Below are 14,688 nucleotides of genomic sequence, written 5' to 3' on the forward strand. Positions count from 1 at the left end.
TATGGGGAAAAAGGTTAAAAATGCAGCATTTATATATGCTTTCGGACAAATTTTATCAAAATCTATAAATTTTATATTTATACCACTCTATACAAACAAATTAGGAACTTATGGATATGGTCAATTAGCTTTAATAGATATGCTTTTTAGTTTAATAAGTGTATTTATTATTTTAGGAATAAATTCTGGATATATAAGATTCTATAAAACATATAATGAATTAGAAAAAAAAAGATTGATGAATACTACATTAACTTTTTCAATTATATTTTCAATTGTTTTTATAATAGTAAACATGATTATATCACAATTTTATATAAATAAAATACTTTCTTTGGAAAATTTAAACTTAATTTTTTTCTTGCTTTTGATAAGATGTGCTACAGAACAAATTATATATTTAATGATATTAGAATACTCAATGAATTATGAAGCTAAAATTGTTGTTAAGTTAGAATGTTTTAAGCTAATACTGAACTTAACATTAATAGTATACTTTGTAGCAATAGTTAATCAAGGTATTTTAGGAATGTATAAAGGATATGTAATAAGTAATTGTATTATATTAGCATTTTTAATATTTAAGAATATTAATAAATTTAAATTAGAAATTGATTTTAAAATGTTAAAGAATATGTTGAAGTATAGTATACAATTAATACCTTCAGGAATTTCCGCAATTGTATTAAATTTAGCTGATAGATATATTTTAGAATTTTTTTCAGGTTTATCTATAACAGGAATATATTCGTTAGGGTATAAATTTGGGACACTTATAGATCCTTTATTTATATTACCATTTAAAAAGGTATTTACTCCTTTTAAATTTGAAATATATAGAGATAATGATGCTAATGAAAAATTAAATGAATGGTATTATAAATATAATATTATTGGAATAGCAGTTGTGTTCATGATTTCTATATTAGGAAAATTAATAATAATTATAACTTCACCAGTAGAATTTATAAATGCTTATAAAATAATACCGTTAATACTTATTTCATATTTTATTTATGGAAAAAGTGAATTTTATAGTTTAGGAATTTACATAAGCAATAAAACTAGATTTGATTGTTATATAATGATTTTATCAGGAATTATTAATATAATTTTAAATTTTATTTTAATACCATTTGCAGGAATGTATGGGGCAACTATAGCAACAATAATATCATATTATTTATCTAATATTTTATTTAAAATAGTCTCTAAAAGATGTTGTGAATTTAGATATAATCTTAATAAAAATATAGTAAAGTTTTATGTAATAAGCATTATATTATATTTAAGTTATTTTATATTAACATATAACAATACTAATTTATTAATGGAATTATTATTATGTATTTTTATAATTTTAATTTGGGCAATTATAACTAATTATTTAAAAATAATAGATAAAAAAGTTTATTATAAAATAATTTATTTAATAAAGAAGAAGGTGCTAAAGAATGAAAATATGTAAATGGTATAAAAATGCAATATCTCCTGTTATATTTATGATAGATGATTTGGCTAATGTATGGGTTGATTCAAATAACAATGATAGTTTAGATATTGGTGAAGATTGGGGATTTTTTAAAAGACATGAAAAATCATCAATTACATATTTAGAAAATGATATTTTAGAAAAGTTTGAGAATGTAAAAACAACTTTTTTTGTACCAGTTGGAGAACGAGTAGGAATGATAAAGAATTCTAAAATAAAGTCTATATCTAGAGCAATAAATTTTGATGAAAAATCTAAAGAATTCTTTAGAGAATTGCATAACTGTAAAAAATATGAATTAGCTTATCATGGCACAAATCATGGGAGAGTTGGAATTAAAAATACTGATTTTATACAAGAGTGGGCACTATTTAAAGATTTAAATGAAGCACTAGATAAAATATCATTAGGAGTAAGTATATTTAATGACGCAGTTGGGCAATTACCTTTAGGGGGTAAATATTGTGGATATATAAGCAATGAGTTTTCAGATGAAAGTATAGATGAATCTGGATTTATTTGGTGGTGTAGGTTTTGTAACTTAGATGTATATGATGATATTAAAAAGAATAGTATGAAAATTAATTTTAATGGAGGTGATAAAAATTTTATTACAAATAATGATGTTAAATATTTTGGGAAAAATAAAGTGATTGATATACCGACAACAGTTAATGGTGGATTATTAACTGGAATATATAATTTAAATGGAAATTTTCTTAAGAAAAGTATTAAAAAAATCTTTCCAAATTTACTTATAAAAAGAAAGTTGAAATTAATAGATAAATTATTACAAAATAATTTAGTTATTTCAATACAAGAACATATTTCACCAGCTAGAGATGATGGAAGAAGACAAACACCAAATATATATGATGATAAGCTAAGTTTAATTAAAATATTTAGTTATTTGCATGATAAAAATGTATGGTTTTGTACATGTTCAGAATTGGCTAGTTATGTATATTATAGAGATAACTTGAAACTAACTATAGAAAATGATACATTTGAATTTAATATAAAAGAATTAAAAGACTATAAATTTAAAAATATATCGATAAAATCAGATAAATATAATAAAATAATAACACCTAAAGGAAAAGTAATTAAAGAAGAAAATGGAGTTTTAAACATTCCTATTGAATATGGAAAATATAAATTAAAAAAAGGAGAACTTTAGTGCTAGTATCTTTAATATATGTATTTAAACAAGTGTTATCAGCAAATTTAGACTTATTTTATATTTTAAGTTTAATTCTTTTAATAAAATCTTTAATTAAAAAGGAAAAATATCTAATTAAATTATTATATGTAATTTATATTATATTATTTTACACTGGAATACAGATTATATTTCTTAATACTTCAATAGATTTAATTAGATATTTTGTATCAAGTTTTAAATTGATATTAAATTTTAATTTATTATTTTATATTATTAAAAAAATAAAGTTTATAAATATAAATAAAATTATAAAAAATATATCATATATATTTTTTATAATATTAGTATTTGCTTTAATATTAAGAAATAATAATATTTTATGGAGACTTAATGATTATGTAAATACTTTTGAAGAAGTTAGATTAAGATTTTTTTATTATGAGCCAAGTGAATTAGGATTTCAAGTTGCTATTATTATTATTATATTTGTTTTTAAAATATATACAAAAAAAATAATTAACAAGAAAGATTTTTGTATAATTATATTTTTAAGTATAATTTTATCATTAACATCTGCTTATGGAGCTATTATAAGTTTAATGTTGGCGCTTATTCCTATTCTATTTAAAAGTTTTAAGTTAAATAGTTATAAAAAACTTTTAATTGCATATTCTATAATATTAATTTCTATAGTTATTATATATCTTAATTTTTATAAAATTAGTGATAGTTATATAGTTCAAAGAGGATTGAGTATAATTTCAGGAGAAGATGGTTCAGTTAATTATAGGTTTGATATAGGTTTGAATATTATGATAAATGCTTTGAAAAATACAAATTTACTAGGTGTTGGTTTAAGTAATGCAAACACCGATAATTTTATTATAGAATACAGTAATTTTGGGTTGGTAGAAGTTATAGCTAACTCATTTATGTATGTAATAACAGAACTTGGGGTTTTAGCAGTTGTTTTTTTAGTTTATTTGTTAATAAAGTGTTTAATTTCTGCTAAAATTAATAATTCAATTTTGAAATTATCTTTAATAATATATATTTTTTCTTATCAGATAGCTGGTGGATATTTTTCTAATCCAACTAATTGGATTATATATGGAATAATTTTATCTAATATAAAAGATGAGGAATTATTTGGAAGAAAGGATTAATATGAAGAAAAATTTTATTTACATATCAGATTACATTGAGGGAGCACCAGTTGTTGCTTCTGTAAGATATAAAGAGTTAATGGAATATTATAAAGAAAGATATAAAGTAATAGTTATTAATGATAAAAAGTTTGGTGAAAATACTAGTAATCTTTGTATAAAAAACTTTAAATATTATACTGGAGAAAGTATTTTTAAATCAAATAATTATAAAGAAAAGTATTTTAAATTAAAAAGTCTTTTAAAAAAAAGTTTTTTAATTAAGTTAGCTAGAGGGTATAAATTGAGTGAATTAAAATTTTTAAAAGATAACTCAGATACAATTAATGAAATTATTAATTATATAAGAGAAGAAAGAATAACATTAGTTTATATAACGGTACCAGATTTATATCCAATATATATTGCAAAGTGCATAAAGAAAGAGCTATCAAATGTTAAAATTATTACAGAAGTAAGGGACATTTTAAATCATAATATAGGAGGTGGAAATCCTAAGTTTGTTTTAAAAAAAGCTGAAAAAATAATGTTAAATATATCAGATGAGTTAATAGTATTATCAGAAGGTATATATGATTATTATAAAGACAACTTTAATGAAACTAAAATAAGTATAATTAAAAATGGTTATAATGAAAAACTTTTTGAAAATTTAAATAAAATAAATTTAAAAAAAGATAAATTAACATTGGCCCATATTGGATCTATTTATAAAGGAAGAAACATAAAGAATTTTATATTAGCGTTAAATAAATTTTCAATAGAAGAATCAAAAAATATAGTATTTAATATAGTAGGTTATCTAGATGATATAGCTCAAAAAGATTTAGAGGAACTAGATATAGATAATTTAAATATAGAAATTAATATAATTGGTACAGTTACTCATGAAAAAGCTGTTGAATATTTAATAAATTCTGATATAGCGGTTATTTTGACACATATAAAAGGGAGTGGGTATGCTATACCAGGGAAAGTTTTTGAATATATTGGAGCTGAAAAACCAATATTGGCTGTTACTGAAGACTTGCCACTAATAAATTTAATAAATAGTAAATATGGGGTGTGTTCAAAACATAATATAAATAGTATAGTTCTTTCAATGAAAAAATTACTGAAAATGAATTTTGATTTTGAAGATAAAATTAAATTTACAAGAAAGAAACAAGCTGAGAAAATATTGAAAATACTTGAAAAATATATTTAGTTTAAGAAGGAATTTTATGAAAATATTACATTATAATTTAGGGTTACCGCCATATAGGAGCGGAGGATTAACAAAATATAGTACTGATTTAATGATTGAGCAATCAAAAAATAAGGAAATTTATTTGTTGTTTCCTGGAAGATATACTATAAATAATAAATTTAAAATAAAAAAATTTAAAAAATTTAGAAATATTAAAGTTTTTGAGATTTTAAATCCTAAACCAGTTCCATTAATGGGTGGTGTAGAGAATATTGATGAATTTATAAAACCTATAGAAAATTGTAGGAAAGAATCTTTAAAATTTTTAAATACTATAAATCCAGATATTATACATATTCATACACTTATGGGTTTACCAATTGAATTTATAAGAGCAGCGAAAGAATTAAAAATAAAAATTATATTTACTACTCATGATTATTATGGATTATGTCCTAAAGTTAATTTTTTAAAATGTAATGGTTGCTTAAATATGTGCTATGAATGTAATAAAAATTCATATAGTATAACAAAAATTAAGATAATGCAATCAGGTGTTTATAGAACATTTAAAGAATCATCAATAATTAAGTATATTAGAAAAAATGTAAAGAAAAATGATTTAAAAAAAGAAAGCAATAAAGTATTAAATGGAGATTCTGTGTTAGAAAAAAATTCGGAATATGAAAAATTAAGAGGGTATTATATAGAAATTTTAAATCTATTTGATAAATTACATTTTAATAGTAGTATAACAAAAGATGTTTATAATAAGTTTTGTAAAACAAATGGTGATATTATTTCCATAACACATTCAAGTATTAAAGATAATAGATTAATAAAAGATTTTAAGAATAAAAAATTAAGAATACTTTTTTTAGGGTCATTAGATGAATATAAAGGTTGTTTATATCTTATAAATGTTTTAAAAGAGATAAATAGTTCTTTATGGGAATTAAATATATATGGAAATGATTACCAAATTGATTTTGGAAATGAAAATATTCATTTAAATGGAAGGTATATGCAAAAAGAACTATCTAGTATCATGAAAAATAATGATATATTAATTGTACCAAGTTTATGGAAAGAAACTTTTGGATTTACTTTACTCGAAGGCCTCAGTAATGCAATTCCTATAATTGCAACTGATACTGTTGGTTCTAAAGATTTAATTAAAAATAATAAAACTGGAATTATAATTAAAAAAGATTTAATGAAAGAAACTATAAAGAATTTAATTTATAATAGAGAGATTCTTGAAGAGATAAATAAAAATATAATAAAAGATAAATATGTTTTTGAAATGAAAAATCATGAAAAAATCATAGAGGAATATTATAAAAACATTATAAAGGAATAGGAGAGGATGGTATGAAAGGAATTATATTAGCCGGTGGAAGTGGTACAAGACTTTATCCAGTAACAAAGGCAATGTCAAAGCAAATGGTACCAATATATGATAAGCCAATGATATATTACCCAATGTCAGTATTAATGTTAGCTGGAATAAGAGAGGTATTAATAATATCAACAGAAAGAGATTTACCTAATTTTAAAGAGTTATTTAAAGATGGAAGTGAATTAGGTTTAAATATAGAATACAAAGTTCAAGAAGCACCAAATGGACTTGCAGAAGCATTTATAATTGGAGAAGAATTCATAGGAGATGACAATGTAGCTATGATTCTAGGAGACAATATATTCTATGGACAAAACTTCTCAAGTAATTTAAAGGAAGCCGCTGCTTTAGAAAATGGTGCTATGGTATTTGGATATTATGTTCAAGATCCTAAGGCCTTTGGAGTAGTAGAATTTGATGAGAATGGAAAGGTAATTTCTTTAGAAGAAAAGCCAGAACATCCAAAATCAAAGTATGCAGTTCCAGGACTTTATTTCTATGACAATACAGTAATAGAAAAAGCAAAAGGATTAAAGCCATCTGCAAGAGGAGAACTAGAAATAACAGATTTAAATAGATTATACATGGAAGAAGGAACTTTAAAAGTTAATTTATTTGGTAGAGGAATGGCTTGGTTAGATACAGGAACTCATGCTTCAATGTTACAAGCATCTAACTTTGTTGAGGCTGTTCAAAATACTCAAGGTACATATATAGCTTGTTTAGAAGAGATTGCTTATAGAAAAGGATGGATTTCTTCAGAGAAGGTATTAAACTTAGCTAAACCATTAATGAAAACTGGTTATGGAAAGTATTTAGTTGATATAATTGAAGAGTTAGAACAAAAAAAATAATAGAGAGATATTAGACGATTATATAAATTTACATAATATAACAAATTCTTATATTATGTAAATTTTTTTGAACTTTATATACAATTTATTGAAAGTGGTGAAAAGATGAGTAACTTTAAATTTATAGAAACAAAAATAAAAGATTTATATATTATAGAACCAAAAGTTTTTGGAGATGAAAGAGGATATTTCATGGAAACATATAGTCAAAAAGCTTTTGAAGAAGCTGGACTTACTATGAAATTTGTTCAAGATAATGAATCAAAATCTAAAAAAGGTGTTTTAAGAGGATTACATTTCCAAACTAAACATACTCAAGGAAAGCTTGTTAGAGTAACTCAAGGAGAGGTTTGGGATGTAGCTGTAGATTTAAGAAAAGGATCACCTACATTTGGACAATGGGAAGGTGTTCATTTAAGTGCAGAAAATAAAAGACAATTCTACGTTCCAGAAGGATTTGCTCATGGATTTGTAGTTTTATCTGATGAAGCTGTATTTAACTATAAATGTACAGATTTTTATGCTCCAGAATATGACAGTGGACTTCTTTGGAATGATAAATATGTTAATGTAGAATGGCCTTTAGAAGGAATAGAAGAAATAATCTTATCAGAAAAAGATAAGAAACAAAAAACTTTAAAAGAATTAGATATTCCTTTTATATATGAAGGTTAATAGGAGGAAGTCTATGAAAATATTAATAACAGGTTCAAATGGACAATTAGGAAATGAACTTCAATCAATAATAAAAAGTGGAAAAGCAGAAATAGGTTCAGTTAGTGAAAATATAAAAAACTCAGAAGTTATTGCTTTAGATGTTGATAAATTAGATATAACTAGCTTAGAAAATGTTAAAAATGTACTTAATGAAGAAAAACCAGATGTAGTAATAAACTGTGCAGCGGCAACAAATGTTGACGGATGTGAAAGTAATGAAGATTTTGCATTTAAAGTTAATTCTTTAGGAGCAAGAAATTTAGCTATGGTTTGTGAAGAAATTGGAGCTAAATTAGTTCAAGTTTCAACAGATTATGTATTTAGTGGTTTTGGTGAAAAACCATTAACTGAGTTTGATTTAACTGCACCTTATAGTGTTTATGGAAAAACAAAACTTTTAGGTGAAAATTATGTTAAAGAGTTTTGTTCAAAATATTATATAGTTAGAACCGCTTGGTTATATGGATATGTGGGACATAACTTTGTTTACACAATGATGAGACTTGGAAAAGAAAAAGAATCATTAAATGTAGTTAATGATCAAAAAGGAAATCCAACTCACGCAAATGATTTAGCATATCATATATTAAAGCTTATAGAAACAGAAGAATACGGAATATACCATTGTACAGGAAAAGGGGAATGTACTTGGTATGATTTTGCTAAAGAAATAATGGAGTTAGCTGGCAATAAGTGCATTGTTAACCCATGTACTTCAGAAGAATATAAAACACCAGCTAAAAGACCAGAATATTCATCATTAGATAATATGATGCTTAGATGTACAATTGGTGATGAAATGAGAGATTGGAAGGAAGCTTTAAAAAGCTTTTTTGAAAATCAACAAAATCAATAAAAGTTATTAAAGTTAGGAGAGAATTAAATGAAAACTTACTTAGTTACAGGTGGAGCAGGATTTATAGGATCTAACTTTGTATTATATATGTTAAAGAAATACAAAGATATAAAAATAATAAACTTAGATAAATTAACTTATGCAGGAAATTTAGAAAACTTAAAATCAATAGAAAATGATGAAAGACATATATTCGTTCAAGGAGATATATGTGATAAAGAATTAGTTTCAAGTTTATTTGAAAAATATGAGATAGACTATGTAGCTCACTTTGCAGCAGAATCACATGTTGATAGAAGTATAAGAGAGCCAGAAGTATTTGCTAAAACTAATGTATTAGGAACAGTAAATTTACTTAACTGTGCTAAAAATGCATGGGAAACAGAAGAAGGATGGAAAGAAGGAGTTAAATTCCTGCATGTTTCAACAGATGAAGTTTATGGTTCATTAGGAGAAACAGGATATTTCATGGAAACAACACCATTAGATCCACATAGTCCATATTCATCAAGCAAAGCAAGTTCAGATTTAATGGTTAAGGCTTATGCAGATACATATAAAATGCCAGTAAACATAACAAGATGTTCAAATAACTATGGACCATTCCAATTCCCAGAAAAACTTATACCACTTCTAATAAATAACTGTTTAAATCATAAGGATTTACCAGTTTACGGAGATGGAATGAATATAAGAGACTGGTTATTCGTTGAAGACCATGCAAAAGCAATCGATATGGTAATAAACGGGGGAAGACTTGGAGAAGTTTACAATGTTGGTGGACATAATGAAAGAACTAACATACAAATAGTAAAAACAGTTATAGAATACTTACATGATAATGTAGATGAAGAAATAACTGAAAACTTAATAAAGTATGTTGAAGATAGAAAAGGTCATGATAGAAGATACGGAATAGATCCAACAAAGATAAAAGAAGAGTTAGGATGGTATCCAGAAACAACTTTTGAAGTTGGAATAAAGAAAACAATAAAATGGTACTTAGATAATAAAGAATGGATGGAAAATGTAACATCAGGAGATTATCAAAAATATTATGAGAAGATGTATAAATAGTATTAGGTTAAGTTTTTTATCAAATAGTATGAAAAAATATATTAGATTAGAATTTCTATGAACTTGTTAGGTTGTTTTTTGAAAAATACTATATATAAATTATAGACTGCTTTTTATATATAATAATACAGATAAGAATATATTAAAATAAATTAATTAAAAGGGGATATAAAAAGTGAATAAGAAAATAAGAAAAGCAATAATACCAGCAGCAGGTCTTGGTACTAGATTTTTACCTGCAACAAAGGCTCAACCTAAGGAGATGCTTCCAATAGTTGATAAGCCAACTATTCAATATATAATAGAGGAAGCTATAGCTTCAGGGATTGAAGAGATTCTTATTATTACAGGAAGAAGTAAAAAGTGTATTGAGGATCACTTTGATAAGTCTGTTGAGCTTGAAATGGAGCTTGAGAAATCAGGTAAAAATGAACTTTTAGATTTGGTTAGGGATATATCAGATATGGTTGATATTCATTATATAAGACAAAAGGAACCAAGAGGACTTGGACATGCTATACATTGTGCAAAGACTTTTGTAGGGGATGAACCTTTTGCTATACTACTTGGGGATGATGTAGTTTATAATGAGGAAAAACCATGTTTAAAACAGTTAATTGATTGTTATAATGAGTATAAAACTAGTGTATTAGGAGTTCAAACTGTTCCACAAAGTCATGTTTCTAAATATGGAATAGTAGATGGAAAATATATTGAAGGAAAAGTTTATAAGGTTAAGGGATTGGTTGAAAAACCATCTGTTGAAGAAGCACCTTCAAATGTTGCTATATTAGGAAGATACATAGTAACTCCAAGAATATTTGACATTTTAGAAAATACTAAGCCTGGAAAAGGTGGAGAAATCCAACTAACAGATGCTCTTCTAGAACTTATGGGACAAGAAGCAATGTATGCTTATGACTTTGAGGGAAGAAGATATGACGTTGGAGATAAACTTGGATTCTTAGAAGCAACAGTTGAATATGCTTTAAGAAGACCAGAGATTAGAGAAGGATTTATTGAATATCTAAATAATTTATCAGAAAAAGAATCTTTATTCAAAAAAGAAGTTGAAAAAGATATTGTTACTGTATAATTTCAATTAATAGAGTCCAGTAGAGAGTTAATTTAAATTCTCTACTGGATTTTTATTTAATAAGAGTAGAATTTGGAATATTATAGATATATTTAAAGAAACTTAACATAATAATACAGCTTTTTCTCCTACTAAAGCATATTTAAATAGTGAAGAGGTTTTAATATGTATTTATTGTTAAAAAATAGAAAATCATTTGTTATTCTGTTGAAATGTAAATGTTTAAATGATAAGATGAATTTACAATAAATAACATAACTTTATATATTATGAAAAATAAAACTATTTAATTTGAAATTAAAAACATAACTAGGTATATTAATAGGTATTTTAAAATTCTGCATTTTAAGGGGGATAATTAGGTATGGCAGAAAAGAAGCAAAGATTTATTAATAAGACTGCTAGGGAAATTAGACTTTTAGGGGAAAAGGGAAATAAGGAAGCTTTAAATGAGTTAATTATTATGGGTAAAAAGGGTGATAAGTGTGCTATGGCTGAGATTGTTTCTATTTATGAAGGGTTAATTAATAAATACTCTACTAGGTTTTTTATTAATGGTTATGATGTTGATGATTTAAAGCAAATAGCTAGAAGTGTTATTATTGAATCCATAAGTAAATTTGATGGGGATCATGGTTCTGAGTTTATATTTTTTATTAGTACAAATGTTAAAAATAAACTTGGAACTATGTGTAAGAAGAAGGAGAATAGACTTGATTTTTCAAGTTTAGATAGTCCTATAGGGGAAGGTATTACTATTGGTGAGACCATTAAGGATGATATTTCCATAGAGGATGAATATGTTGAGAGAGAAAAAATGAGAGCTTTCGTAAAAGCTTTAGCTAATATTTCAAAAAGCGATAGGGAATTTATACTTTATGTATACAAAGATAGAGGAAACTTTCAGAAATATTGCCAAGAGCATAAGCATATTACAACCTATTCAAAAGCAAGATGGAGAAAGGAAAGAATACTAAAAAAGCTTAGAGAAGAAATGAAAAACTTTGAATAATATGATTTAACTATAAAGATCAAAGGAAAAAATTATAGGAGAAACTTAATATGGATAAGATTTTTATGAATTATTAAAATAGGCAATATCTTTTTTTAGAAGAGAATTGTCTATTTTTTATTTTAAATAAGTAGTGCTTTTTAAGTAGTATTTTTATAAATAGAGTAAAGAAATAATTTTTATTAATAGTTTTTTATAGTTTAATCTACAATTTATGTTGCTTTAAAATATGGGAGAATTAAATCTATAAGCTTTAAATTTATTATTAATATTAAGCTGTGAGTGCAATATGCCTATATAAATTCATTATAATTTAAATATAAATTAGTTTATATTTTAGTTTAAATTTTGTTTATATTCTAGTTAAGGATTAAGATATTAGCTATTTTTATTTGGATTATGGAAGGTGAATTTATGAATAAGTTAAGAGAAAAGGGAGTTTCATTACTAGAACCAAAGAATAAGGGGGTTCTTACAGTAAACTTTAAGCACCCTATTTTAAAGGATTATAAGGGAAATGGAAGAGTTATAACTAAAAGTTTAGGTGCTGATGTAGGAAAGGATTATGAAGCAGCTAACAAGTTTCTTAATGAAATTAAGAGTATTATAAATAATAGTGATTGTTATGAAAATTATTATGGCTTTTTAAAAAGCTTAGAAAAATATAGTGAGAAATCTATGAAAATTGTTTTTGATAATACTCATTTTATAGAAGAGTTTTATTATGATTCTAAAAAAAGTATTTTAGAAAAATTTATTGGAATTTCTCATAATAATATTAATAAGAAGTTAGAAGAGGAATTAAAAGATGTTTTTAAATTGCTTGAATTAGAACAATTTGAATTAATCCATAAAGGTGATAAATCCTTTGAAGTTTTTGCGGAAGAGGAGATTAGGTCTAGATTTAACTTTGAATTTAAAAAGAAAATTCAGTTATTAGGTGGGGATTATGGATATAGAAAGAAATTAATTTCTAATCTTATAGGATCAATTGGGGAGTTTAGTGAAGGATATAAAAATACTAATGAAGCAAAAGAAGATAAATTGGTAAATAAGTTTTTTTATAATATAGGAGCGCCAAATTTTGAAGTGATTTTTAAACAGGATTCTAATAAGTTTAAATTTATCGGAACTCCATACTCACAATGCATTATTAATAAAAAAATAGATCTTAAGAGGATTTTGGAAGAGTTTTTATTTAGGATAAATAGTTTGGATAATATTTTTCAATATAAGCTTGAGTTTAGGGAAAGAAAAAGTGGAAAAAGTTATGTTTTTAATAATGAGTTTTTAGTTAAGGGGAATTTGATTTGTAATAAGGATTTAGATAAGCATTCTTTAGATAATATTGGAGAGCTAGCTTATATTTATTTTCATATAGGTTATAAAGAAAAATCTCAAGAAGAATTAAAATCAAAGTTTTTCTATATATTAGAGAGTCTTTTTAATGAGAAGTATAATCCTAATAACAGCAATTTAATATTTAGTGATATAAGATTAGAAGGAAATTTTATGGGAGAAGAAATTTTACATAATAAAGAGAAGGATTTTATTTTAGCTGATTATAGTGGAAACATTAATGAATTTAGGAATCAATTATTAAGTTATGAGACTAGAAGAAATTTAGCTAGTAGTGATGAGATAATATGGCTTTTTAATAGTGAAGAAGAGGCTTTTGAAAGAAATTTAGAAGTTTTAAAATACTTAATTATAAATGGATATTTAAGTAAAACTAATATATATATTTATGAAAAACCTATTTATAAGGATTATTTTTCTTCAGAATTTGATAATAGTGAAAGTAATTTTATGAATGGATTAAATGAAAAAGAGGCATATCATATGCCTAATATTTTTAATTCTTTTTTGAAAGATAACTTTCAAAATTTATTGGAGGAATTAGGAGAGGAAGAGCCTTCAATAATAATTAGGGGAAGAGAAGAGTATTATTTAAATTTAATAATGGAGAGAGTAATATTTCCTTGTGATGAAGAGAAAAAGGTATTAAGTAATAAGTGGGAGATAGAAAAAATAATAAATCAAAGTGAAGAAGTTTTAATAAATAAAATAAAAGAAAAAAGTTCCTTAATAAATGAGTATAACCCATCTTATAAATATGGAAGATTAGCAATCTTATCTTTAGGAATTAACAGGAAAGTTAAGAGAGAATTTATAAGAAGAGTAAGAGGAAGCTATGATAAAAATCTTAAAGAATTTTCTTTAAGAATGGCTTATAACTTTGGAGGAAGAGAGTATAAAAGCCTATGTCCAGAGAGACTATTAGAAACTTCAATAAAAAATAGTATAAAGACCTTTTTATTAAACCCATATAAAATAAGAAAGGATATAAATATTTTAGAATTTGAAAAATCAATAGAATATATTATGGAAAGTATAAGTGAGGAAATAATAGAAGAAGTTGAGATTTTAATAAGAGAAGATAACTTATTGAAATGGAAGGAAGCTGCAGAGCTTTTAAAAGATGATATTATAGAGGGAAGAAATTTAATAGAAGAGATAATAGAAGAGACATTTGTAGTAAGTAATGATATTTTTAGAGAAGATAGAGTATTAAAAATAATAAAAGAGGTATTAAAAAATAATAGTATATTTAAAGCAATAAAGGGGGAATTTGCTATATAAATAGTATATAATTTGAATT

Annotated in this window: 12 protein-coding genes; all 12 read left to right on the plus strand. The window is 24.3% G+C overall.

All coding sequences use genetic code 11. The features are described 5' to 3' along the window. Position 1 precedes the first annotated feature (1 nt). The 12 genes from CPF_RS02375 to CPF_RS02430 all read left to right on the plus strand — a co-directional run bounded on the left by CPF_RS02375 (position 2) and on the right by CPF_RS02430 (position 14,669). Entirely contained in the window at positions 2–1,468 is a 1,467-nt protein-coding gene (locus tag CPF_RS02375; protein WP_011590211.1) for a lipopolysaccharide biosynthesis protein, read from the plus strand. Then, positions 1,455–2,672, plus strand: coding sequence for a hypothetical protein (locus CPF_RS02380; RefSeq protein WP_011590212.1), 1,218 nt, complete (start codon positions 1,455–1,457; stop codon positions 2,670–2,672). The genes CPF_RS02375 and CPF_RS02380 overlap by 14 nt, the downstream gene beginning before the upstream one ends. 734 nt (positions 2,673–3,406) lie before the next feature. Continuing rightward, on the plus strand, positions 3,407–3,823 hold the full coding sequence (locus tag CPF_RS14820) for a hypothetical protein (RefSeq protein ID WP_148194389.1): 417 nt from the start codon (positions 3,407–3,409) through the stop codon (positions 3,821–3,823). Continuing rightward, on the plus strand, positions 3,807–5,030 hold the full coding sequence (locus tag CPF_RS02390; protein ID WP_041702594.1) for a glycosyltransferase: 1,224 nt from the start codon (positions 3,807–3,809) through the stop codon (positions 5,028–5,030). Before CPF_RS14820 ends, CPF_RS02390 begins: the two co-directional genes overlap by 17 nt. A gap of 16 nt (positions 5,031–5,046) precedes the next feature. Next, entirely contained in the window at positions 5,047–6,375 is a 1,329-nt protein-coding gene (locus tag CPF_RS02395) for a glycosyltransferase (protein WP_011590215.1), read from the plus strand. A gap of 11 nt (positions 6,376–6,386) precedes the next feature. Next, positions 6,387–7,268, plus strand: a complete 882-nt coding sequence (gene rfbA / locus CPF_RS02400) for a glucose-1-phosphate thymidylyltransferase RfbA (RefSeq protein ID WP_011590216.1) — start codon at positions 6,387–6,389, stop codon at positions 7,266–7,268. Between the two features lie 105 nt (positions 7,269–7,373). Then, entirely contained in the window at positions 7,374–7,943 is a 570-nt protein-coding gene (gene rfbC, locus CPF_RS02405) for a dTDP-4-dehydrorhamnose 3,5-epimerase (protein WP_003460494.1), read from the plus strand. 13 nt (positions 7,944–7,956) lie between these two features. Further along, entirely contained in the window at positions 7,957–8,841 is an 885-nt protein-coding gene (rfbD, locus tag CPF_RS02410) for a dTDP-4-dehydrorhamnose reductase (RefSeq protein WP_011009934.1), read from the plus strand. A 27-nt stretch (positions 8,842–8,868) separates the two neighbouring features. Then, positions 8,869–9,918, plus strand: coding sequence for a dTDP-glucose 4,6-dehydratase (gene rfbB, locus CPF_RS02415; RefSeq protein ID WP_011590217.1), 1,050 nt, complete (start codon positions 8,869–8,871; stop codon positions 9,916–9,918). A 175-nt stretch (positions 9,919–10,093) separates the two neighbouring features. After that, on the plus strand, positions 10,094–11,014 hold the full coding sequence (gene galU, locus CPF_RS02420; protein WP_011590218.1) for a UTP--glucose-1-phosphate uridylyltransferase GalU: 921 nt from the start codon (positions 10,094–10,096) through the stop codon (positions 11,012–11,014). A gap of 364 nt (positions 11,015–11,378) precedes the next feature. Beyond that, positions 11,379–12,026, plus strand: a complete 648-nt coding sequence (locus tag CPF_RS02425; protein WP_011590219.1) for a sigma-70 family RNA polymerase sigma factor — start codon at positions 11,379–11,381, stop codon at positions 12,024–12,026. Between the two features lie 414 nt (positions 12,027–12,440). After that, a complete protein-coding gene (locus CPF_RS02430) occupies positions 12,441–14,669 on the plus strand; it encodes a hypothetical protein (protein ID WP_011590220.1) in 2,229 nt (742 codons plus the stop codon). Positions 14,670–14,688: the final 19 nt, after the last annotated feature.

It is taken from the genome of Clostridium perfringens ATCC 13124 (assembly GCF_000013285.1).
GTDB classification, from domain to species: Bacteria; Bacillota; Clostridia; order Clostridiales; family Clostridiaceae; genus Sarcina; species Sarcina perfringens.